The organism is Streptomyces sp. NPDC005803, assembly GCF_040630435.1.
Lineage (GTDB): Bacteria > Actinomycetota > Actinomycetes > Streptomycetales > Streptomycetaceae > Streptomyces.
This window is the reverse complement of sequence record NZ_JBEXXO010000022.1, coordinates 54,255-77,097: the sequence shown is the minus strand read 5'-3', so window position 1 is coordinate 77,097 and position 22,843 is coordinate 54,255. Positions and strand designations below refer to the sequence as shown.

The window sequence follows — 22,843 nt, the reverse complement described above, 5'->3', positions numbered from 1 at the left end:
GGGGCATCGCGCACCGGGTTGGGAGGGGCCCGGGGGTGATCACGCGCCGCGGGGTACCGGCGCCCGCCTGCCGGGTCGGGTGGATGACCGGCCCCGCGGCACAGGGGTCGCGCGGCACGGCAAAAGGGGTGGAAGGGAGCGGTTCAGCTCCCTTCCACCCCTGTCACGACTCGGCCCGGGGACCGAACCGCGGTGGATCAGTAGGCCCCGAAGACGTTGTCGATCGAGCCGTACGTGGCAGCGGCGTAGTTGCACGCGGCGGTGATGTTGGCGACGGGGTCCAGGATGTCCAGCGAGGTGCCGGGCACGTGGAACGCGTCGAACGTGGGCTGGATGACCTGCAGGAGGCCCTTGGACGGGGTGCCGGCGACGGCGTTCGAGTCCCAGTTGTTGACGACCTGCGGGTTGCCCGAGGACTCACGGATGACGTTGCGGTAGATGCCGTCGTAGCTGCCGGGGATGCCGTTCTCGGCCATGACGGCGAGGGACTCCTTGATCCAGCCGTCGAGGTCGTCGGTGTACGCCGTCGCGCTCTGCGCGGGGGTGGTCGCGGCGGTCTCCACCGCGACGGGCGTCGCGGCGGCGGTCTCCTCGACGACGGGCGTGACCGTCCGCTCGGAACGGTCGGCGCGGTCGGCGCTCTCGGAGCGGTCGGCCGACGGCTGCGAGGCGCTGCCCGAGGTGTTCTCCGCCTTGAAGGCGCTCTTCGTGGCAGCGGCCGTGGACTTGGCGCCGATGGTCAGCTTCAGGCCCGGGTGAATCAGGTCGGGGTTGCTGCCGACCGCACTCCGGTTGTCCTTGTACAGCCGCTCCCAGCCGCCACTGAGGGAATGCCCGCGGGCGATCTTGGAAAGCGAATCACCGGAGACCACGGAATAGGTGGTGGACTCGGCCTTGCGGACGGCGGTTTCCTTGCCGGCAACGGAAGTCGAGACCGAGGTCTTTCCGGCGACGACCGACTGCGCCGGCGCGGCGGACGCCGATCCGGCAGCGATCAGGGGGAGCGCGAGAACGGCTCCGCCCGCGCTCACGGCGATGAAACCGCGGGTCAGGGTGGACTTGGAACGACGGTGCTGGCCCTTGATGGACATGGCGCTTTTCCTCTCCGCCGCCTGCGAGGTGAGCTGTCGGGTTCGGACTGGAGATGTCCGGCCGCACATGGCGACTTCACCCCTAGCCGCTCCGGATTTCCGGACCGGCGGCAAACCTGGGTCCCCCGCTCCTGCCGCACATAAGTGGTCGGGTTACCGGACGGCGGCAGGATTCGGCGTTCCATCCGGATTGACCGTGACCGTAAGCGAGAAAGGCCGGGCGAAACAAGCCGGGAATTCGTGATCACAATTGATTTGCAAGATCAATAAAAGGAAAGGCGTGACACCGGCCACACGGGAGAGGGTCAACTTTCTTGGGGCGACAGGGAACCGAAGCTTCCGCTTCCGCGTCGGCGGACGGAAACGTGACGCTGACCACTGCGCCCGAGAAGGCTGTTTTAATGGATATTCGCCACCTATGCCCTATATAAAGGGGGCCTTATAGGGCATAGGTGACTGATCGGAATAATGGGTGAATAGAGACATTACGGGGTGGGCTGCGCGGCCACCGCGGTCCGGCTGCGCGGCACCACGACCGGTGAGCCGTCGCCGGGGGCGGTGAGTATGTCCGCGTCGAGCGCGTAGAGCTCCCTCACCAGGGCCTGGTCGACCGTCTCGCGGGGAGCGCCCCGGGCGATGACGCGGCCGCCCTTCATGGCGACGAGCAGGTCGGCGTAGCGGGCCGCGGCGGCGAGGTCGTGCTGGACCATGAGGACGGTGCGGCCGGTGGCCGCGACCTCGCGGACCAGTTCCAGGACCTCGACGGCATGACCGAGGTCGAGGGCGCTGGTCGGTTCGTCGAGCAGGACGACCGGGGTCTCCTGGGCGAGGACCATCGCGAGCCAGCAGCGCTGGCGCTGGCCGCCCGAAAGCCGGTCGACGCGCTCGCCGGCCAGTGCGGTGGTGCCGGTGGCGTCGAGCGCGTCGCGTACCGCCCGCTCGTCCTCGCGCGACCACTGGCGCAGCAGCCCCTGGTGCGGGCTGCGCCCGTAGCGCACCAGACCCGCCACGGTGACCGCCTCGGGGGCGCGCGGCGCCTGCGGCAGCAGGGCGACGTGGTGGGCGGCGCGGCGCCGGCCGGTCTCCCAGAGGTTCGTCCCGCCGACCAGGACCGTGCCGGAGTCGGGCCGGTGGAGGCGGGCGACGGTCCGTAGCAGGGTCGACTTCCCGCAGCCGTTGGGGCCGACGATCGCGACGACCTGTCCCGCGGGGACGGTGAGGTCGACGTTCTCGACGACGGGGCGGCCCGGGTACCCGGCGCACAGGCCGCGGACGTCGAGGCCCGCCTGCGGACGGGTCGGATGCTCGGTCATGTGCGGCTCACGCCTTTCCGGCGGCCCGGTCGGGCCGCAGCAGTACCCAGAGGAGGAAGGGGCCGCCGAGGACGCTGGTGACGACCCCGACGGGCAGTTCGACCGGAGCGGCGACGCGTCCGATCGCATCGGCCGCGGCGATCAGCGCGGCTCCGGTCAGCGCCGAGCCGGTGACCGGCACGCGGGTGGGGCCGGTCAGCCGCTGGGCGAGGACCGGCGCCGCCAGTGCCACGAAGGCGATGGGCCCGCCGGCCCCGACCGCCGTGCCGGCCAGCAGCACCGCGAGCACGAGCGCGACGGCGCGTACCCGCCGCAGGTCGACTCCGAGCGAGCTCGCCACTTCGTCGCCGAAACGCAGTAGTTGGAGGCGGTGCCCGGCCGCCAGCGAGAGCGGGACGAGGAACAGCAGGGCCACCGCAAGCGGCAGGCCGGCGTCCCAGTCGCGCCCGTTGAGGCTGCCGACGGCCCAGAGGAACACGCCGCCCGCCGTGTTGTCGTTCTCGCGCGACATGATCAGGTCGCTCACCGCGCCGAGGAAGGTGGAGACGCCGATCCCGGCCACCAGCAGCCGGTAGCCGGCGGTGCCCGCTCCTCCGGCGCACAGGACGACCAGGACCGCGGCGGCCACCGCGCCGAGCGGCCCGAGCCACCAGTTGCCGACCATGCCGGTGGCTGACCCCGCGGCGGTGGCGACCACGGCAGCGGTGGCGCCCTCGTTGACGCCGACCAGGTCGGGCGTGGCGAGCCGGTTGCCGGCCAGGGTCTGGGTGAGACAGCCCGCGATGCCGAGCGCCGCGCCGACCAGGAGGCCGACGACTATGCGGGGCAGCCGGAAGTCACGCACGATCATGACGGTGCCGGCGTCACCTGTTCCCAGCAGCCCCGAGAGCGTCTGCGACAGGCTCATTCCGGTCGAACTCGCCATCACCGCCACGGTGATGAGGAGCGCCAGCAGCGGAAGGAGGAGTGCGGCGGTGAGCGCGCTGCGCCTCGGGAGGAGCCATGACAGTGTTCCGGTGCGGAGCACGACGCTGTCGGGCGGGGTCACGTCCGTCATGCCGGGACTCCCGCGGTGGACAGCCGGGACGAGCGGGCGATCCACACGAGCAGGGGGCCGCCGACGAAGGCGAGCAGCACGCTGACCGGGGTCTCCCAGGGCCGGATGACGACCCGCGCGAGGATGTCCGCGACGATCATGATGTCGGCCGCGATCAGGGCGGAGAGGACGATCCCGGCGGTCATCCGCGCTCCGGCCAGGGCCCGGGCCGCATAGGGCGCGAACAGCCCGAGGAAGGCGATGGGTCCGGCCACGGCGACGGCGCATCCGGCGAGCAGCGAGACGGCCCCGGCGACGACGAGCCGGATCCGGCCGGGATGGTGGCCCAGGGAGCGGGCGCCGTCGTCCCCGAGCCCGAGCGCCGCGAGCGGGCGGGCGCAGCCGAGCGCGGTGAGCAGGCCCACCGCGATCAGGGGCAGGAGGGGCAGCAGGTCGGAGGTCTCGATGCCGGCGAGCGAGCCGATCGTCCAGTAGCGGTAGGTGTCGAAGGTCGACTGCGTACCCAGCAGGACGTACGAGGTGAGGCCGTGGAAGGTGGCGCCGAGCGCCGATCCGGCCAGGACGAGCCGCAGTGGGGATCCGCCGCCGCGTCCGGAGGCGGCGAACAGGAGGACGGCAGCGCTCGCGAGCATCCCTCCGGCCAGGGCCCACACCAGCAACGAGGCCGGGGAGTCCGCGCCGAAGAAGGTGAGTCCCAGCACCACGGCGAAGGCGGCTCCCGCATTGACGCCGAGCAGGCCCGTCTCGGCGAGGGGGTTGCGGGTGGCGGCCTGCAGGAGGCAGCCGGCGGTACCCAGGCACGCCCCGACCAGGACCGCGGCGAGCGTGCGCGGCAGGCGTACGTCCACGACGGCCAGGCGCAGTTGCGCGTCCGCGCGGGCGGCCGGGTCGCCGACGAGGTAGTCCCAGGCACCGCCCGCCGAACTGGATCCGGTGCCGATGAGCAGGGACAGCAGGACGAGGGCCGGCAGCAGGAGCACGAGTACGGCGGCCGCCGGCCACACAGTCGCGCGTCCCTCCCGTGGCGGGGTTTCGGTGGGGCGGGCTCCGGTGGGGGGCCGTCCCCCTTGCACGATCGACATATGGTTAGCCTAACCTAAGTTAGCCGGGCGAACGGTGGTGGCCCCCAGGGCTCCCCCGCGCCCTGAGGCGGCGTCAATTGCCCCGTCCTGCCCGCTTTCGGTGCGGCGGAACACCCGCCCGGACCGACCTCATCACTCGAACGCAACGGAGATTCCCGGCCATGGCCCCGCATTCGACCTTCTCTTCACGCGGCTTCGTCCGCCCTTCGGTGGCTGCCTCGCTGATCGGCTTCTGTGCCCTGGCGATGACCGCCTGCGGATCCTCCGAGGCGTCGGACGGATCCGGCCCGGACGCCGCCGAGGCCCCGAAGACGACTCAGGTGACGGACGCGACCGGCGCGTCGGTGAAGGTTCCCGCCACGCCCGAGCGCGTGGTGGTCCTCAGCGAGATGGACCTGGACGCGGCTCTGGCGCTGGGCGTGAAGCCGGTGGGCCTGACCGCCGGCCGCGGCCAGAAGGGCGCCCCCGGCTACCTCGCCGACCAGGCGAAGGGCATCCCCGTCGTGGGAGCCGTCACCGGCCCGGACATGGAAAAGGTCGTCCAGGCCGAGCCGGACGTGATCCTCGCCGGCCAGCTCGCCGACGAACAGGTCCTCCAGCAGCTGCGCAAGGTCGCGCCCACGGTCGTCACGATCGACGGCAGCAAGGACTGGAAGAAGGCGCTCTCGCTGACCGGCAAGACGCTCGGCCGGGACAACCAGGCCGAGGCGTTCCTCGCCGACTACGCCACCCGGACCGCCGCCCTGAAGAAGGACCTCGGCGCGGAGGCGGGCAAAAGCGTGTCCGTCACCCGCTACTCGGCCAAGGGCTCGGCGGTCATGCAGCAGGGCGTGTTCATCAGCGACGTCCTGGGGGACCTCGGCTTCACCCGCCCCGGTATCCAGAACCAGAAGGGCGAGGGCCACTCCACGCCGATCAGCGACGAGAACCTCAAGGAGATCGACGGGGACTGGCTCTTCATCGGCACCCTCACCTCGACCGGATCGGACCAGGACCTCGTGGGCGAACTGTCGAAGAAGCCGGCCTACAAGCAGCTCAAGGCCGTGAGCAACGGCCGGTCGACCGTGATCGACGGCACCAAGTGGACGAGCCTGGGCGGCGCACAGGCGGCCGTCTCGGTGCTCGACGACATCCGCAAGGCCATGGTCAAGTGAATCCCGCACCGGAACTCACCGGCCGGCTCGCCCTCGTGACGGGGGCGGGCCGCGGGATCGGCGAGGCGGTCGTGCACGCCCTCGTCGGACGCGGCGCCCACGTCCTGGCCACCGACATCACCCCCGACGGCGTCACCGCGCTCGCCGGGAAGTACGGCGAGCGGGTCACGGCCCGCACACTCGACGTCACCGACGCCGCAGCCGTCGAGGCGCTCGTAGCGGAGGCCGAGGACACGCTCGGCCCCCTGGACATCGCGGTCAACGTCGCAGGCGTGCTGAGGTGTTCGGCGGTCGCCGAGCTGACGGACGAGGAGTGGGCGGCCACCTTCGCCGTCAACACCGACGGGGTGTTCCACGTCTCGCGGTCCGTATCACGCCGGATGGCCGGGCGCCGGACGGGCAGCATCGTCACCGTCGCGTCCAATGCCGCGGGCATCCCCCGCACGAACATGGCCGCGTACGCGGCGTCGAAGGCCGCGGCCGTCATGTTCACCAAGTGCCTCGGACTCGAACTTGCGCCCCTGGGCATCCGCTGCAACACCGTGTCCCCGGGCTCGACCCTGACCGACATGCAGCGCGGCATGTGGCCGGCCGGAGACGCACAGGACGAACAGGCCGCCGCCCAGCGGGTCATCGACGGGGACCCGGCGAGCTACCGCACGGGCATTCCGCTCGGCCGGATCGCCGACCCGGCCGACATCGCCGACGCCGTCGCCTTCCTCGTGTCCGACCGCGCCCGCCACATCACCCTCCACGACCTCTATGTCGACGGCGGCGCCACGCTGCGGGCCTGACCCGCCCGCCCGAGACCTTCGACAGCGGATCGCAGCCCTCCCCCACTGGAGACAAGAAGACATGCCCGCCTCACTGCGCGAACCCACCGCCCCGCACCGGGCCGCCCCCCGGACCTCCCCTCTCCCCTCCCCCGGCGAGGCCACCGCACTGCTCGACGCCTACCGGCCCGGCACCGACCGTTTCCTCGCCTCGTCCCGGCAGACCCTGCTCGCCTCCGGCACCGCCGCCGAAGTACCGCACGACGAACGGCCGTTGGCCGTCCGGGTGCGCGAGGTGCTCGATGCCCGGCGGCGCGCCGGGGACGCGGCGCCGGTCGTCGTGGGCGCCCTGCCCTTCAGCCCGGACGCCCCGCCCTCGCTGGCCGTCCCGCTTTCGGTCCGCCGGGCTCCGGCCCTGTGCGAGGACCCGCTCATCGCGCTTCCCGGGCCGTCCGCCGAGCCCGGTACCTGGCAGACCCGCGAGGTCCCGGCCGCCGCCGACTACGCCGCCTCGGTGGCCGCGGCGGTGCGGCGGATGCGTGCCGGGGAGTTCGACAAGGTCGTCCTCGCCCGCACCCTGGAACTGACCTCCTCGCACGACCTCGATCTGCCCGCCATGCTGCGCAGGCTCGCGCAGCACGACCCGAAGGGTTACACCTTCGCCGTCCCCAGCGGGCCGGGGCGCACCCTCGTCGGCGCCAGCCCCGAACTCCTGGTCGCCCGCGCCGGGAACACCCTCACGGCCAATCCGCTGGCCGGCTCCGCGCCGCGCAGCGACGACCTGGCCGAGGACGTGCGGCGCGCGGCCACGCTGCTGGAGTCCCCCAAGGACCTGCACGAACACGCCGTGGTCGTCGCCGCCGTGCGGGAGGCCCTCGCGCCCTTCTGCGTGCGCCTCGACGTCCCCGAACGACCCACGCTCGTACGGACCGCGGCCATGTGGCACCTGTCGACGACCGTCACCGGCACCCTCGCGGACCCCGGCACCTCCTCCCTCGACCTCGCCTCGGCGCTGCACCCCACGCCCGCGGTGTGCGGCACCCCGACGGACACGGCCCGCGCCGTGATCGCGGAATCGGAACCCTTCGACCGCGGCGCGTACACCGGCATGGTCGGCTGGCAGGACGTCCGAGGCGACGGAGAGTGGGTGGTGACGATCCGCTGCGCCGAGGCTGAGGGCCGCTCGCTGCGGCTGTTCGCCGGGGCCGGTGTGGTGGCCGCCTCCTCGCCCGAGGCGGAGACCGCGGAGACCGGCGCTAAGTTCCGCACCTTCCTCAGCGCCGTGGGGGCCGCGCTGTGAGCGCCACCCCGCAGGAGGACGCGCCCACCTGGCCCGCCGGCTTCGCCGAGCGCTACCGCGCGGCCGGGTACTGGAGGGGCGAGACGTTCACCGGCGTGCTCCAGGAGCGGGCAGCCGCCCACCCCGACCGGGTGGCGGTCGTCGACCCCGTGGACGGGCGCCGCGCCTGGACGTACGGCGAGCTGGACGAGCGCGCGGCCCGGCTGGCGGCGGGGTTCGCCGCGCGGGGCATCGCCAAGGGCGACCGGGTCGTCGTCCAGCTGCCGAACGTCGCCGAGTTCGTCGAGGTCGTCTTCGCCCTCTTCCGGATCGGCGCCCTGCCCGTCTTCGCCCTGCCCGCCCACCGGGAGACGGAGATCGGCTACTTCTGCGCGTTCACCGAGGCCGTCGCCTACGTCATCCCGGACCGGCACGCCGGCTTCGACCACCGCGAGCTGGCGAGCGCGGTGCGGGCGCGGACCCCGGGCCTGCGGCACGTGTTCGTCGTCGGCGACGCGGGTGAGCACACCGCACTGTCCGACGTGCCGTGCGAGGCCTCCGGTCCGTTCGACGGGCCCGAGCCGCACGACCTGGCGTTCCTCCAGCTGTCGGGCGGCACGACGGGCGTGCCCAAACTCATCCCGCGTACGCACGACGACTACATCTACTCGCTGCGCGGGTCCGACGAGATCTGCGGTGTCGACACGGACACCCGCTTCCTGGTGGTGCTGCCGGCCGCGCACAACTTCCCCATGAGTTCGCCGGGCTGGCTCGGTGCGCTCTACGCGGGCGGCACGGTCGTCCTGTGTCCGCGCCCCGACCCGGCGACGGCGTTCGCGCTCGTGGAGCGGGAACGGGTCACCATGACGGGCCTGGTACCGCCGCTCGCCCTGATGTGGACGGAGGCCGCCGCGGACACGGAGCGGGACCTGTCCAGTCTGGAACTGGTCCTCGTCGGAGGCGCCAAGTACAGCGAGGCGGCGGCCCGCCGCCTGGAGCCCGCCCTGGGCTGCCGGCTCATGCAGGTCTTCGGGATGGCCGAGGGTCTCGTCAACTACACCCGACTGGAAGACGACCAGGAGACCGTGGTCACCACGCAGGGCCGGCCGATCTCCGCGGACGACGAGATCCGGATCGTGGACGACGCCGGACAGGACGTCGCCGAGGGCGACTTCGGGCACCTGCTGACCCGTGGCCCGTACACGATCCGCGGCTACTGGCGCGCCCCCGAGCACAACAGGACGGCCTTCACCGAGGACGGCTTCTACCGCACGGGCGACATCGTGCGCCGCACCGCCGACGGCGGTCTCGTGGTCGAGGGGCGGGCGAAGGACCAGATCAACCGGGGCGGCGAGAAGGTCGCGCCGGAGGAGATCGAAAACATCATCCTGGCCCATCCCTCCGTCCACGACGTGTCGGTGGTCGGCATCCCCGACGCGTTCCTCGGCGAACGCACGCTCGCGTACGTGATCCTGCGCGACGGCGCCGCGCCGCTCAGGCCGGTCGCCGTGAAGCGGCACGTGCGCGAGCGCGGCGTCGCCGCCTACAAGGTGCCCGACGTCGTCGAGTTCGTCGACGCGTTCCCGCAGACCGGGATCGGCAAGGTCAGCAAGAAGGGGCTGCGCGCGTCCGCCCCGGTTCCCGGCCCCGCCGGTTCCGCTGCCGCCCCCGGCCCCGCTCCCCTCCCCGCCGAACAGCACCGAGTCCGCTCCGCGCGGCCCTGAAAGGCCTCCCCCATGGCTCTCCCCGCCATCGCCCCCTACCCCCTGCCCGGCGCGGACGACCTCCCCGCGAACCGCGTCGCGTGGACCGTCGACCCGGCGCGCGCCGTCCTGCTCGTCCACGACCTCCAAAACCACTTCCTCGACGCGTACCGCCCCGGCGAACAGCCGCTGACCGGCATGCTCGGCAACACGGCCCGCATCGTCGAGGAGTGCCGCGCGGCCGGCGTCCCGGTCGTCTACTCGGCGCAGCGCGGCGGCCAGAGCGCCGAGGAACGCGGGCTCCAGTGGGACTTCTGGGGTCCCGGTGCGGCCGACGACGCCGAGGCTCTGGCCATGCCGGAGTCCGTCGCACCGGCAGCCGGTGACACGGTGCTCACCAAGTGGAAGTACAGCGCGTTCGTCCGTACCGAACTCGAGTCCCTGATACGCGACGCCGGCCGCGACCAGCTCGTCATCACCGGTGTGTACGCGCACATCGGGGTGCTCATGAGCGCCGCCGACGCGTGGATGCGGGACATCCAGGCGTTCGTCGTGGCCGATGCCGTCGCCGACTTCTCACGTGCGGACCACGACATGGCGCTGCGCTGGGCGGCGGGCCGCTGCGCGGTCGTGACCACCACCGACGCCCTTCTGAAGGAGATCTGAGCACCGTGGCCCTCACCCTGGAACAGATCCGCAACGACGTCGCCGAGTCCCTGGGCGAGGACCCCGCGGACGTCCCCCTCGACGAGAACCTCCTCGACTACGGGCTCGACTCCGTCCGCATCATGGCGCTCCTCGGGCGGTGGCGCCGCGACCACGACGTGCGGGCCGACTTCGCCGATCTCGCCGAGCAGCCCTCCATCGAGGCCTGGTCCCCGCTGCTGGGGGTCTCATGACGGCGCTGCTCACCGACGGCGCCGGCCCGGCGACGGCCGGCCCGGACACCGTACTGCCGTTGACGGCCGCCCAGTCGGGCATGTGGTACGCCCAGTCGCTCGATCCCCTCAGTCCGGCGCAGAACACCGCGGAGTGCCTGGAGATCGACGGGCCGCTCGACCCGGAGGTGTTCGCCGCCGCGCTGCGCCGGGTCACCGCGGAGGCGGACGCGCTGCGCGTCCGGATCGACGACGGGCCGCTGGGACCGCACCAGATCGTCGCGGCCTCGGTCGGGCTGCCGCTCACCGTGCACGACCTACGGGACGAGGCGGACGCGGACCGGCGGGCCGAGGCATGGATGCGCGCCGATCTCGCCGAGCCGTGCGATCTGGCGGCGGGCCCGTTGTTCCGCCACGCGCTCTTCCGCGTCGGGCAGGAGCGCTGGCTCTGGTACCAGCGGATCCACCACCTCGTCATGGACGGCTTCGGCTACTCGCTGCTCGTCCGGCGCACGGCCGAGGTGTACTCCGCACTCGTCCGGGGCCAGGATCCCGGGCCCCGGCCCTTCGGGACGCTCACCGACCTCGTCGCGCAGGACGCCGGCTACCGGGCGTCGGAGGCGTTCGCGGCAGACCGCGCCCACTGGTCCGACGCGTTCGCCGACCGGCCCGAGCCGCCCAGGCTCGCGGGACGCGGCGCGCTGCCCTCGCGTACGTTCCTGCGCCGCACCGCCCATCTCGGCCCGCAGGCCACCGAGCGCGTACGGGAGCTCGCGACCCGGCTGCGCGCGACCTGGCCGGAGGTGCTGATCGCCGCGCAGGCCCTCTACACCTCACGGGCGACCGGCCGTGGTGAGGTGGTGCTCGGGCTGCCCATGATGGGCCGGGTGGGATCGGTCGCGCTGCGGGTGCCCGGCATGGTGATGAACGTGTTGCCCTTGCGGCTGACCGTCGCCCCCGGCACCGGCTTCGCCGATCTGGTGCGCCAGGTCGTGCTGGGCGTCCGCTCCGTACGCCGCCATCAGCGCTACCGCTACGAGGACATCCGCCGTGATCTGCGCCTGCTCGGCGAGAGCCGGGGCCTGGTGGGGCCGCTCGTCAATGTGATGCCCTTCGACTACGCCGTGGACTTCGCCGGTGCGCCGGCCCGGGCGCGCAACCTGTCCGCGGGTCCGGTGGACGATCTGACCGTCAACATCTACGACCGCGCGGACGGCCGCGGGCTGCGCGTCGACCACGACGGCAATCCGGCCCTGTACGACGAGGACGCCCTCGCCGCCCATCAGGAGCGGTTCCTGCACCTCGTGGAGCGGCTGACCGAGACGGACCCGCACGCGGCCCTCGCCGAACACGGCATCGCGACGCCCGCCGACCACGCCCTGGTCGTCGAACAGTTCAACCGCACGGACCACGCACTGCCACCGACGACGCTGATCGGCCCGATCGAGGCCCAGGTCGCCCGCACCCCGGACGCGACCGCGCTGGTGTACGGGGACGTCTCCCTCACGTACGCGGAGCTGAACACCCGTGCCAACCGGCTGGCGCGGCACCTGCGCACCCTCGGCGCCCGGCCGGGGGCCGTGGTGGCGGTGGCGGTACCGCGGTCCGTGGAGCTGATCGTCTCGCTGCTCGCCGTGCTGAAGGCGGGGGCCGCCTATCTGCCGCTCGACCCGGACTATCCGGCGGAGCGCATCACGTACATGCTGCGGGACGCGGCGCCCGTCTGTGTGGTCACCGACCGCGCGGACCGCCTCGCCGACGACGCGGCGACGGCGCGGGTCGTCCTGGACGGCCTCGACGTCTCGGGGTACCCGTGGTGCGATCCGTCGCGCCCGCTGACTCCCTCCCATCCGGCGTACGTCATCTACACCTCGGGTTCCACCGGCCGTCCCAAGGGTGTCGTCGTGTCGCACGGTGCGATCGACAACCGGCTGCGCTGGATGCAGGACGCCTACGGGCTGACGGCGGACGACCGGGTGCTGCAGAAGACGCCCTCGTCGTTCGACGTGTCCGTGTGGGAGTTCTTCTGGCCGCTGCGCGAGGGTGCGGCGCTGGTCGTCGCGGAGCCGGGCGGCCACAAGGACCCCGCCTACCTGGCCCGGCTGATGCGCGAACGGGCCGTCACCACCTGCCACTTCGTGCCGTCGATGCTCCAGGTCTTCCTCGCGGAGGCGGACCCTGGGGCGGGTACCGGGCTGCGTCGCGTGTTCTGCAGTGGGGAGGCGCTGCCCCGGGAGACCGCGCACGCCTTCGGGCGCGGGCTGGCGCACGTCGGGCTGCACAACCTGTACGGGCCGACGGAAGCCGCCGTCGACGTCACCTTCCACGCGTGCGTTGCGCACGAGACCGGGCCCGTGCCGATCGGGCAGCCGGTGTGGAACACCCGGCTGTACGTGCTCGACGCGGCGCTGCGGCCCTGTCCGCCGGGGGTGCCCGGCGAGCTGTACCTGGCGGGGCGGCAGCTCGCCGACGGTTATCTGAACCGCCCGGAGCTGACCGCCGCACGGTTCGTCGCCGACCCCTTCGGGCCCCCGGGGCGGCGGATGTACCGCACGGGGGACCTGGCGCGCTGGACGGAGCAGGGCGAGGTCGAGTACCTCGGACGCACGGACCACCAGGTCAAGCTGCGCGGGCAGCGCATCGAACTCGGCGAGATCGAGGCCGCGCTGGCGGCCCGGCCCCAGGTGGAAGGGGCCTGCGCCGTGGTGCGCGAGGACCGGCCCGGCGAACAGCGGCTCGTCGGCTATGTGACGGGATCCGCCGATCCGGCGGCCCTGCGGGCCGCGCTGGCCCGCGAGCTCCCGGAGCACATGGTGCCGTCGGCGGTCGTCGTCCTCGACGCCTTCCCGCTGGGCCCCAGCGGAAAGCTGGAGCGGCGTGAACTGCCCGCCCCCGTCTTCACCGGCGGCGGTGGCCGGCAGCGTGCGATGAACGCGCGCGAGGAGGCGTTGACGCGGTTGTTCGCGGAGGTGCTCGGGGTGACTGCCGTCGGGCCCGACGACGCGTTCTTCGATCTGGGCGGGACCTCGCTGCTCGCGGTCCGGCTCGTGGCGCGGGTACGGGAGGAGTTCGGCGCCGAACTGACGATCGGCTCGCTGTTCGAGGCGCCCACCCCGGCCGCGCTCGCCGCGCGGACCGACGGGGCGGGCCCGGCCTCCGAGGACGCCCTGGGTGTCGTTCTGCGGTTGCGGGGCGGGAGCGCGCGGACGCCGCTGTTCGCCATCCACCCGGCGGGCGGCATCGCCTGGTGCTACGCCGGGCTGGCCGCCCGTCTGGGTCCGGACCAGCCGGTGTACGGCATCCAGGCGCGCGGCCTGGTCGGCGACGAACCGCTGCCGCGGACGCTGGAGGACGAAGCGGCCGACTACGTCGGGCGCATCCGGGAGGTGCAGGGACACGGGCCCTACCGGCTGCTGGGCTGGTCGGTGGGCGGGGTGCTCGCGCACACGGTCGCGGTGCTGCTCCAGGAGAGCGGCGAGGACGTCGAACTCCTGGCGCTGCTGGACGCGTTCCCCGCCGAGCAGTGGCGGGAGCGGCCGGCGCCGGAGGAGGGCGACGCCCTGACCGCGGTGCTGCGCATGGCGGGGTTCGAGCGCACCGGGGAACGGACCCGCGAGGACGTGCTGGCCACGCTGCGCCGGGCGGGCAGTCCGCTCGCCGGGCTCGGGGACGGGACGCTGTCGAAGATCGTCGACATCGTGCCCAACCACGCCCGCATGATGCGCGAGCACCTGCACCGGGGGTACGAGGGCGACCTCCTGTTCTTCACCGCGGCTGCGCCACGGGCGGAGGACTGGCTCACGCGTGAGGCATGGCGCGCCCATGTGACGGGTGCCGTCGAGAACCACGATCTGGACTGCACGCACCCGCAGTTGATGCAGGATCGCTTCCTCGACACCATCGGGGACGTGCTCGGGGCCCGGCTGAAGGAGCTGGACGCCTGAGCGGCAGGGGGAGGCGGAAGCGAGAGCTTCCGCCTCCCCCTGCCGGTCAGCGGGTGGGAGTGCCCGGGGACAGCAGTTCCACCAGGCCGTCCGCGAGTTCCGTGCGCCAGCAGAGGTAGTCGTGGCCGCCGTTGAACTCCCGGTAGGAGGCGTCCTCGTAACCGGCGGACGCGAGCGTGTCGCGCAGTCGGCGCGCGGCGGGCAGCGCCGCCCATTCCTGCTCGCCGAAGGAGAGCCAGAAGCGGACGGGCAGACGCGGGGTTTCGGCGATGCGCGCGGTGAGCCACTCGGCGTCCGGCCCGTCCGGCCACCAGAACGAGCCGGACTGCGCGAGGACGTTGCCGAAGCGGCCGGGGGCGGCGAGGGCCGCGTAGGCGGCGGTGAGTCCGCCCAGGCTCTGTCCCGCGACGACGGTGCGAGCCGGGTCAGCCGTGACCGGCAGGCGCGCGGCCGCCCAGGGCAGCAGCTCCTCGTCGAGGAACGCGACGAAGTCCGGGCTGCAGGCGAGGTCCGACCAGCGGGTGGCCGCGTCGACGGAGTCCGGCAGGAGGGCCACGAGAGGGGGGATGCGCCCTTCCGCGATGAGGTTGTCCAGAAGGTGGGCGAGGCCGAGGTGCGGCTGCCAGTGCTCTCCGTCCATCAGGACGAGCACCGGCAGTTCCGTCGCCCCGAGTTCGCCGGCCGGCCGGTAGGTCCACACGCGCCGGGATCCGCCGAGGCGCGCGGAGGGCACCTCGTGCACGGACACCGCGCCCCGGGCGACTTCCGGCCGCGGCAGCCAGTCCCCGGCGTCCGGGGCGGCCGGGAGTTCGGCGTAGGAGACCGGGTCGCCGCCCCAGCGACGGGGCAGCGCACGGTGGTTCAGCGGATCGTGACGGCGCCGGGTGCGCAGCAGGCGCCAGTAGTCGGCCGCCTCCGGTCCGGGGCCCTCACCCTCGTCGACGTAGAAGTCGTACGTGCCCCGCCAGTCGTTTTGCAGTCTCAGCGTCCAGTGCCACACATCGGTGCCGGGGACATGCTCCATCAGGTTGCCCTCGGGGGCCCGGGGGTCGCCGAGCTTGTTGGGCAGCACCTGGACGGCACGGGTTCCCGGGGCTCCGCGCCAGAGGAACGTCACGGCCACGTGGTCGCCGCTGCCCAGCGGATCCGGCCCGACGAGCGGCGTGCCGGCCGCGGCCACCCCGGCCCAGAACTCCTCGACACCCTCCGGCTCCGGCAGCGCGCAGACGGGTTCCGCGAGCCGGGCCGGCGGGTCCGGCCGTGCCGTCCTGGGCGGTCGCTGCGGGGCGTCCTGGGGCGGCACGGACATGATCACGAGAGGGGGCTCCGAATGACGAGGCGGTCAACTTAGGGTCACCTTACCTTTCGAGCCGCGCGAGGTCCGCCGCAGGTGTGCGGCACCACGCCTCCCCCCACACCTCCTCGAACCCCTCAGGCTTACTTAGGTTAGGCTGCCCTAAATTTGCCACTCGTTGCGCGGATTCCCCCTGCCGCCGTCGAGCCGCAAGCTCCCCTCTTCCCATGCGCACCTCCCACCTCCGCCTGCCAGGAGCAGCCCACCATGAACCCCGACAGACCCTCCCGTATCCCCGCCCCCCGCGCCAGAATCAGCCGCATGGCCGCGCTGGCCGCCGGCGCGACGATCGGCCTCGGCGCCCTGGCCGCGCCACTGGCCACCGCGAGCAGCGACGGGGCGCAGACCGGGAGTCCGCTCGCCCTCGTCGCCGACACGACCGCACCCACGGTCGCGCTGGGCACGACCACCGTGCGGCCAGGCGGCGAAGTCCCGTTCTCGGCCTCCGGCTTTCCCGCCGGAGCCACGCTCAGCGTCAAGTTCGACGACAAGACGCTGCTGAAGCAGTTTCCCGTCGGTGACGACGGCAGCGTCACGGGCACCGTGACCGTACCGGCCGACGCGGCGGTGGGCGGCGAGCACTGGCTGCGGTTCCTGGCACCGCAGACGAGCATCAGAAGCGAGAACCTGACGGTGACGGGCGGCGCACCGTCACCGACACCCACCCCGACGGCGAAGCCCACCCCGGCCCCGACTCCGACCCCCACGACGAAGCCCACGCCGACGGCGACCACTCCGGCCGCACAGCCCGCGGTCCGGCTGAGCGCTTCCGGGGCCACGGCGGGAGGCACGGTTTCCTTCACGCTTTCGGGGTTCACCCGGGGCCAGAACGTCACGGTCAAGCTCGACGACAGCCAGATCATCGGGCAGTGGACGGCAGCGGTGAACGCCGCGGGTACGTTCTCCGGCACCGTCACCCTGCCCAAATCGACGTCGGCCGGGGCACATTGGCTGCGCTTCCTCGCCCCGAACCCCTCCACCAGCCTGCGCGCCGACATCTCGGTGACGACCGCCGGCACGGGTGGGACCGGGGGCTCCGGCGGCGGATCCGGCACGGCGGGCGGGACGAACGGGAGCTCCGGCGGGGGCGGGACGAACGAGGGCTCCGGCGGCGGATCCGGCACGGCGGGCGGCTCCGGCAGCAGCACCGGCGCGTCCGCCTCGATCACGGCAGGCTCCCGGGTCGCGGGCGGCGGCAGAGTCTCCTTCCGGGTGACCGGCTTCCCGGCCGGGCAGCAACTCACCGTCAAGCTCGACGACTCCGAGATCATCGGGCAGTGGCCGAACGGCATCGGCGCCGACGGAAGCCTCTCGGGCACCGTGACGATCCCGGAGTCCGCGGCGAAGGGCGCACACTGGCTGCGCTTCCTCGCGCCGAATCCGTCGACCAGCCTCAGGGCGGACTTCGCCGTCACCACGGGCGCCTCCGGCGACGCCGGGACGCCGGATGCCGTCGGTGACGCGGCCGCCCCGGCGCCTGTGGCGTCCGGCGCGCCGGCGGCAGCCTCCGACTCCCGCGGTGCCAAGGCCGAGATCACCGCCAGTCAGGTCCAGGCGGGCGGAAGGCTGCACTTCGTGGTGACGAAGTTCCCGGCCGGCCGGACGGTCACCGTCAAGCTCGACGACGACGGGATCCTGGGCCAGTGGAAGGCGGACGCGAAGGGCTCGTACGAGGGTGAGGTGACCGTCCCGGCCGGCACCCCGGCAGGAGCTCACTGGCTGCGCTTCCTCGCGCCTGATCCCGCCACGACGCTCAAGGTCGACTTCCAGGTGACCGGAGCGGACGGTGCCGCGGGCAGCGACCCTGCGCCGGCCGCCGCCGCACCGGACTCCGCCTCCCTCGCCACCACGACCGCGTCCGTGGAGAGTTCCGTGTCCTACGCGACCATCGCCTGGTCGGCCGCGGCGGCCGCGGTGGGCGGAGCGGGCGGCGCCGCGGGCACCACCCTGTTCGTGGTCCGCCGTCGGAGGCCGGCTCCCGACCAGGGCTGACGCTGCCGGAAAGCCCCTCGTGATCCATCGGTTTGTTAGTCAGATCACATACCTGAAAGAACGTTACTTAGGTAAGCCTAAGCTAAGTTCAGGAGTGCAGATCCCCATGAAACACCTTCAGGGAGTTGACCTCAGCATGACCTCACCCACCCGCAGCCTGCGTCGCACCGGCACCTGTGCGGCCATCGCCGTCGTGCTCGCCGCTGGCAGCACCGCGGCACTGACGGGCACCGCGTCGGCGCAGGCCCGGCCGGCCGCTTCGGCCGTCACCACCGCGCCGATCACCAACGGCCTCTACCAGTCCTCCTACTCGGAGCGGAACCACGTGCTGTGGACCGCCTCCGCCGTGGGCCGGCCGCCGGTGACGAACTCCGCCCTGACGAAGGTGGACCCCCGGACGCTCCAGGTGAAGGCGACCTACGCACCGCCGGTCACGGATGCGGCCACCGGCGCGGTCGAGGCGGTCTACGGGGTGGCGGTCGACGACGAGCACAACACCGTCTGGACCACCAACACCCGCAACAACTCGGTCGCCGTCTACAGCCAGCGCACCGGCGAGCACCTCGCCACCCTCTCCGATGTGAACCACGCCCGGGAGATCGTCGTCGACGAGCGCCACGACACCGTATGGGCGAGCGCGTTCGGTGACGGCACGCTCGTCGCCTTCGACAGCCGCACCCTCAAGGAGAAGAAGCGGGTCACGGTCACGGGTTCGGGCCCCACCGGCCTGGCCGTCGACGAGCGCTCCGGCACGGTGTACGCCGCCGACCTCACCAACGACCAGATCATCCAGGTCGCCGCGCGCTCCACCACCCCGCGGCTGATCCCGGCCGGCGACGGCCCGATCTCGGTCGCCCTGTCCAAGGACGGCCGCACCGCCTACACCGCCAACCAGACCGGCGGGGACGTCTCCGTCGTGGATCTCCGCAAGGGCGTCGTCACCAAGTCCGTCGCCACCGGCCAGGGCCCGCTGTCCGTCGCCACGGACGGCCGCTCGGGCAACGTCCTGGTGGTCAACCGCACGGACGCCTCCGTCAGCATCGTCAGCCCGCGCAAGGGTGCCGTCGTGGAGACCGTGGCCACCGGCGCCAACCCCAACCACATCGAGATCGCCGACGGCATCGCGTACGTCGTCGACAAGTCCGGTGCGGGCGCCGGCGGCAAGGACCAGCTGCACCGCATCCGCCTGGCTCGCTGATCCCTCACCACCCTCCGGACGGGCCCGGGCCGCCGCGTGATGCGGCGGCCCGGGCCCGTCCGGCACGGTCCGCGCGACTGACCTGCGTCCCCGGTGCTCAGCCGGCGAGCAGCGCTTCCACGGCCAGCGCGGTGTCCGGGTGACGGGTTGCCAGGGCCACGCCCGCCCGGCCGGATCCGGGGCTCTCCCACGTCCCCTCGCAGCCCAGCAGGCCCGCCACCGCGTCGCAGGTCTCCGGATGCGCGGCGAGCAGTGTGCGGCCCCGGCCGGCGGCCGGATGACCGGCCGCCGGCACGCCCCGCGCCTCCGGCCGCGCCCGCCACGGCGGTATCCACGTGTCGAGCGCCGTGAGACGGCCGGGGAAGGTGCGTCCGGCCTCACGGATGAGCAGCGGGGCCAGGTCGGCGCCGCCCGCACGCAAGGTCGAGACGAGGGTCGGCAACCAGGGCAGGAGCACCGGGTCGGGCAGCCGGCCGAACGCCTGTGACACCGCCTCCACGACGAAGTCCGTGAGGCCGGGGACGGGTTCCAGGGCGTGGACCAGGCCGCTGAGGTAGCGCGGATAGGCGGGCACCACCAGGGGGTTGCCCAGCAGTTCGTCGCACCTCGACCGCAGCTCGGCGCGGGAGAGGCTGCCGAGCTGCACCTGCGCCGCCCACAGCAGCGCGGTCCTCGCCGGCTCGCGGGGATGCGACTGGGCCAGGGCCAGCTGGAGCTGGGCCCGGTCGCAGCCCAGCGACAGGGCCAGGCTCTCCATGCTGAACAGGAAGCCGAGCATCGCCGCCACCTGGCGGACGGTGGCGTCGTCGTCGGTGAACGACGTCGGCAGCAGGGTGCAGTAGTGCGCGTACCCGGTCTTGACGAAGGACTCGATCCACGGCGGCAGGACCGGCTCGGCGGTGCGGTAGTACGCCAGCAGCCGCCGCACCCGGCGCAGCACCTCCGGCGCCCCGTCGACGCTGCGTTCGGCCGCCAGCACCTCCAGCGCGCGGGTGCCGAGCTCGTCGGCCAGGCGGCTGCTGCGCAGGTACAGCGTCGCGTCCTCGACGGCTTCCAGGACGTCCGCCGCGGTGGCCTGCGGGGCGTACGCCGTGCGGCGCAGCCGCTGTTCCAGGACCTGTTCGATGCTGACGCCCTCGTAGCCGAGCTCGATGAGGGCTCGCTGATGGGTGCCCAGTGCCAGGTCCCACGACTCCTGGATCGACCGCTCCCCCAGGATCCGCTCGCCGATGATCGGCCGCGCGGCGCCCGGTGGCATCAGCCGGCGCAGCATCCACAGGACGTCGGAGCACCGCTCCAGTTCCGGTCGTGAGGCGAGGTCGAGGAGCGCCCGCTGCACACCGCGCTGCTCGAGCCGCAGCCCCAGGGCCGCGAGCCGGTCGTGCACGTCGCGGGCCAGCGGCGGCAGGGCCTCGTAGCCGACCTGGCCGACCCGGTCGCCGCCCATCATGATCTCCACCAGTCGGCGCACGTCGCGCCGGCCGGGCACGGTGTCCTTCTCGATGCAGGTGACGGCCGCGTCCTGGAAGTCGTACGGCGTGGGCCGCGCCCGGTCGCGCATGCCGGCCAGCAGGATCGACGTCTCGAACACCGCGATCGCGTCGGCGGTGGAGGCGAGATAGCCGTTGCGGCGGGCGGCGCGCACGATCTCCACGCACCAGCCGAGCAGTTCGGCCTCGTCCAGCCGGTCCAGGACGGGCGGCCGCCGGAGGAATCCGGACAACTTGTCGGCGGGTTCGGCCACCGGTCCCGTCATCGGCGCGGCGACGGCCTTCCTCGACCGGGGTTTCTTCCCGCCCGCCTGGCCGGCCAGGCGGAACGGCTCCGCGCGGGTGCGCCGGACGTTCTTCGCCCAGAGTGTCGCGGCGATGGACACCGAGCCCGCGGCCAGGCCGAACTGCGCCTCGATCGCCGCGTGGCTGGAGGGGATCAGGCCGTGCTGCCACTTCGTGGCGGTGCGCGGGGCGATCTCGAAGGTGTCGCTGCCGTGGACGCCGAACTCCGGGACCCGGCTGGCCGCGTGGAAGGCGCCGCAGACGTAGAGACAGTCGGCGGGGTCGGTCCCGGTCGCCGCCAGGTGTGCGCGCATGCGCGTCCACATGTGACGTTCGCGGTCCTCGTCCACGCGTACCCGGTGCGGGTCGCCCGGGGCGAGGTGCCGGAAGAGGCTGCCGATCAGGAGCATGACCTGGCGGTAGGTGTCGTGGTCACCGTCGCCGAGCGGCAGTTCCACGTACTGGTGCCACCACTCCGACCAGTGCCGCACCTTGCCGTGTCGCAGCAGGTGCTCCTCCAGTTCGGCGAAGCGGGGCCGCAGGTCGCCGATCCCGACACCGACCGCGTCGCCGTGCAACGCGGCCTCCTCCTCGGCGGCCGGTGCGTCGGGGCCCGGTGACACCGCCTCGTCGTCCGGGTGTGCCGCTCGGGCGTCCCACTGGTAGACGTGGTCCGAGGAGCGGTCGACGAGGACGAGTTCGACGCCCGGTGTGTCGAGTGCGTAGGCGATCGCCTGGTACTCGGCCGAGGCCTCGGTGACCGGGGCGACCACCGACAGCGGGGCCCAGTCGGCCGGGAAGCCGTCGGTCTCGGTCGCGAACGCCTGCACCGCCACGGGGAGTTTGCAGTTGCGCAGCTCGGCCAGCAGCGGGGCCATGTCCTCGCACAGCTCCAGATAGACCACCTTCGGCTGCTTCTCCCGCAGCCGGCGCGCCATCGCGATCGCCGAGGCGGGCGAGTGGTGACAGACGGGAAAGATCTCCAGGGGCTCACGCACGGCACGGTCCACGTCGTCGACGATGCCGAGGAGGATGCTCTCGAGGGCGTCGGGTCCGTCGGCGAAGGCCGCGGCGGCCTCCTGCAACTGCGTGCGCAGCTCCGCGAAGCTCCGCTCGTGCACGGGGGTCATGACAGGGTGGCGATCGTCTCGCGGCCGCCCTCCAGGAACTCAGGCCAGGAACCGCCCTCTTCCTTGCTGCGGGGCTCGACGACGCCGTGCAGGTACTTGTTGAGGATGGCCAGGTCCTCGGGATCGCGCCGGGCGAGCGAACCGACGAGCGAGGAGGCCAGGGTCCGGGCGGTCAGGTCGCGTTCGCCGAAGAAGTTGCCGTGCAGGATCGCGTCCTCCAGCACGCCGATCTGCTCGGCGGTGGACAGGGCGGACTCCAGTTTCTCGTCGTCGCTGCCGGCCGCGGCCGCGGAGGCGCGCAGGTCGGCGAAGCTCTGCAGCAGCACGTCGAGGAGGGTCGGCGGCACGTCCAGCTCGATGCTGTGCCGGCGCAGCAGTTCCTCGGTGCGGAAGCGGACGATCTCCGCCTCGCTCTTCTTGTTCGTCACCACCGGGATGCGCACGAAGTTGAAGCGCCGCTTGAGCGCCGAGGACAGGTCGTTGACCCCCCGGTCGCGGCTGTTGGCCGTGGCGATGACCGAGAAACCGGGCTTGGCGAAGACGATGTTGTCGCTGTCCAGTTCGGGCACCGAGATGTACTTCTCGGACAGGATCGAGATCAGCGCGTCCTGGACGTCGCTGGTGGAGCGGGTCAGCTCCTCGAAGCGGCCGATCGCGCCGGTCTCCATCGCCGTCATGATCGGCGAGGGGATCATGGACTCCCGTGACTGTCCCTTGGCGATGACCATGGAGACGTTCCAGGAGTACTTGATGTGGTCCTCGGTGGTCCCTGCCGTGCCCTGCACGACCAGCGTGGAGTTGCGGCAGATCGCGGCCGACAGCAGCTCGGCCAGCCAGCTCTTGCCGGTACCGGGGTCACCGATGAGCAGGAGACCGCGGTCGGAGGCCAGGGTGACGATGGAGCGCTCGACGAAACTGCGGTCGCCGTACCACTTCTGCGTGATCTCCCGGTCGAGGCCGTCGGCCCGCTCGGAGCCCAGGATGAACAGGCGGACCATCTTCGGGGAGAGCCGCCAGGAGAACGGCTTGGGGTGGTCGTCGACGGACTCGAGCCACGCCAGTTCCTCGGCGTACTTGATCTCGGCGGGGGCGCGCAACAGGTCGGACATGGAGGGCTCTT

General features: G+C 72.7%; 16 protein-coding genes and 1 riboswitch. Of the genes, 9 read left to right on the top strand and 7 right to left on the bottom strand.

Annotation, left to right across the window (positions count from 1 at the left end):
• Positions 1–197: 197 nt before the first annotated feature.
• The 4 genes from ABZ454_RS28025 to ABZ454_RS28010 form a co-directional block, all read right to left on the bottom strand.
• A complete protein-coding gene (locus ABZ454_RS28025; protein ID WP_359542012.1) occupies positions 198–1,091 on the bottom strand; it encodes a transglycosylase SLT domain-containing protein in 894 nt (297 codons plus the stop codon).
• A 5-nt stretch (positions 1,092–1,096) separates the two neighbouring features.
• Positions 1,097–1,280: riboswitch (cyclic di-AMP (ydaO/yuaA leader) on the bottom strand.
• Between the two features lie 296 nt (positions 1,281–1,576).
• The gene (locus ABZ454_RS28020; protein WP_359542010.1) at positions 1,577–2,404 is read right to left on the bottom strand and encodes an ABC transporter ATP-binding protein; all 828 of its coding nucleotides are present in this window, start codon (positions 2,402–2,404) and stop codon (positions 1,577–1,579) included.
• Positions 2,405–2,411: 7 nt separating this feature from the next.
• Positions 2,412–3,461, bottom strand: coding sequence for an iron ABC transporter permease (locus ABZ454_RS28015; protein WP_359542008.1), 1,050 nt, complete (start codon positions 3,459–3,461; stop codon positions 2,412–2,414).
• Complete coding sequence (locus tag ABZ454_RS28010; RefSeq protein WP_359542005.1) at positions 3,458–4,543, bottom strand: iron ABC transporter permease; 1,086 nt, start codon at positions 4,541–4,543, stop codon at positions 3,458–3,460. The genes ABZ454_RS28015 and ABZ454_RS28010 overlap by 4 nt, the downstream gene beginning before the upstream one ends.
• 161 nt (positions 4,544–4,704) lie before the next feature.
• On the opposite strand from ABZ454_RS28010, the gene ABZ454_RS28005 reads away from it, so the two are divergent.
• The 7 genes from ABZ454_RS28005 (at position 4,705) to ABZ454_RS27975 (ending at position 14,274) form a co-directional block, all read left to right on the top strand.
• Positions 4,705–5,697, top strand: a complete 993-nt coding sequence (locus ABZ454_RS28005; protein WP_359542003.1) for an iron-siderophore ABC transporter substrate-binding protein — start codon at positions 4,705–4,707, stop codon at positions 5,695–5,697.
• The gene (locus tag ABZ454_RS28000) at positions 5,694–6,491 is read left to right on the top strand and encodes a 2,3-dihydro-2,3-dihydroxybenzoate dehydrogenase (RefSeq protein WP_359542001.1); all 798 of its coding nucleotides are present in this window, start codon (positions 5,694–5,696) and stop codon (positions 6,489–6,491) included. The genes ABZ454_RS28005 and ABZ454_RS28000 overlap by 4 nt, the downstream gene beginning before the upstream one ends.
• Positions 6,492–6,552: 61 nt before the next feature.
• Positions 6,553–7,770: an isochorismate synthase gene (locus ABZ454_RS27995; RefSeq protein WP_359541998.1), complete on the top strand. Its 1,218-nt coding sequence runs from the start codon at positions 6,553–6,555 to the stop codon at positions 7,768–7,770.
• Entirely contained in the window at positions 7,767–9,473 is a 1,707-nt protein-coding gene (locus ABZ454_RS27990) for a (2,3-dihydroxybenzoyl)adenylate synthase (RefSeq protein WP_359541997.1), read from the top strand. Before ABZ454_RS27995 ends, ABZ454_RS27990 begins: the two co-directional genes overlap by 4 nt.
• 12 nt (positions 9,474–9,485) lie before the next feature.
• Positions 9,486–10,118, top strand: coding sequence for an isochorismatase family protein (locus tag ABZ454_RS27985; protein ID WP_359541995.1), 633 nt, complete (start codon positions 9,486–9,488; stop codon positions 10,116–10,118).
• Positions 10,119–10,123: 5 nt separating this feature from the next.
• Positions 10,124–10,351: a phosphopantetheine-binding protein gene (locus ABZ454_RS27980; protein WP_359541993.1), complete on the top strand. Its 228-nt coding sequence runs from the start codon at positions 10,124–10,126 to the stop codon at positions 10,349–10,351.
• The gene (locus ABZ454_RS27975; protein WP_359541991.1) at positions 10,348–14,274 is read left to right on the top strand and encodes an amino acid adenylation domain-containing protein; all 3,927 of its coding nucleotides are present in this window, start codon (positions 10,348–10,350) and stop codon (positions 14,272–14,274) included. Before ABZ454_RS27980 ends, ABZ454_RS27975 begins: the two co-directional genes overlap by 4 nt.
• A 46-nt stretch (positions 14,275–14,320) precedes the next feature.
• On the opposite strand, the gene fes is transcribed toward ABZ454_RS27975, so the two are convergent.
• Positions 14,321–15,589, bottom strand: a complete 1,269-nt coding sequence (gene fes / locus ABZ454_RS27970; RefSeq protein ID WP_359541988.1) for an enterochelin esterase — start codon at positions 15,587–15,589, stop codon at positions 14,321–14,323.
• 246 nt (positions 15,590–15,835) lie between these two features.
• Between fes and ABZ454_RS27965 the strand changes: the two genes are divergently transcribed.
• Together ABZ454_RS27965 and ABZ454_RS27960 are read left to right on the top strand one after the other, a co-directional pair.
• The gene (locus ABZ454_RS27965; RefSeq protein ID WP_359541986.1) at positions 15,836–17,620 is read left to right on the top strand and encodes a hypothetical protein; all 1,785 of its coding nucleotides are present in this window, start codon (positions 15,836–15,838) and stop codon (positions 17,618–17,620) included.
• Positions 17,621–17,756: 136 nt separating this feature from the next.
• Positions 17,757–18,818 carry a YncE family protein gene (locus tag ABZ454_RS27960; protein WP_359541984.1) on the top strand — a complete coding sequence of 354 codons (1,062 nt, stop codon included), beginning with the start codon at positions 17,757–17,759 and terminating at the stop codon, positions 18,816–18,818.
• Positions 18,819–18,915: 97 nt separating this feature from the next.
• Here the strand turns inward: ABZ454_RS27960 and ABZ454_RS27955 are convergent, their stop codons facing one another.
• Together ABZ454_RS27955 and ABZ454_RS27950 are read right to left on the bottom strand one after the other, a co-directional pair.
• Positions 18,916–21,723 carry a hypothetical protein gene (locus tag ABZ454_RS27955; RefSeq protein WP_359541981.1) on the bottom strand — a complete coding sequence of 936 codons (2,808 nt, stop codon included), beginning with the start codon at positions 21,721–21,723 and terminating at the stop codon, positions 18,916–18,918.
• Entirely contained in the window at positions 21,720–22,832 is a 1,113-nt protein-coding gene (locus ABZ454_RS27950; RefSeq protein WP_359541979.1) for an AAA family ATPase, read from the bottom strand. Before ABZ454_RS27950 ends, ABZ454_RS27955 begins: the two co-directional genes overlap by 4 nt.
• Between the last annotated feature and the right edge of the window lie 11 nt (positions 22,833–22,843).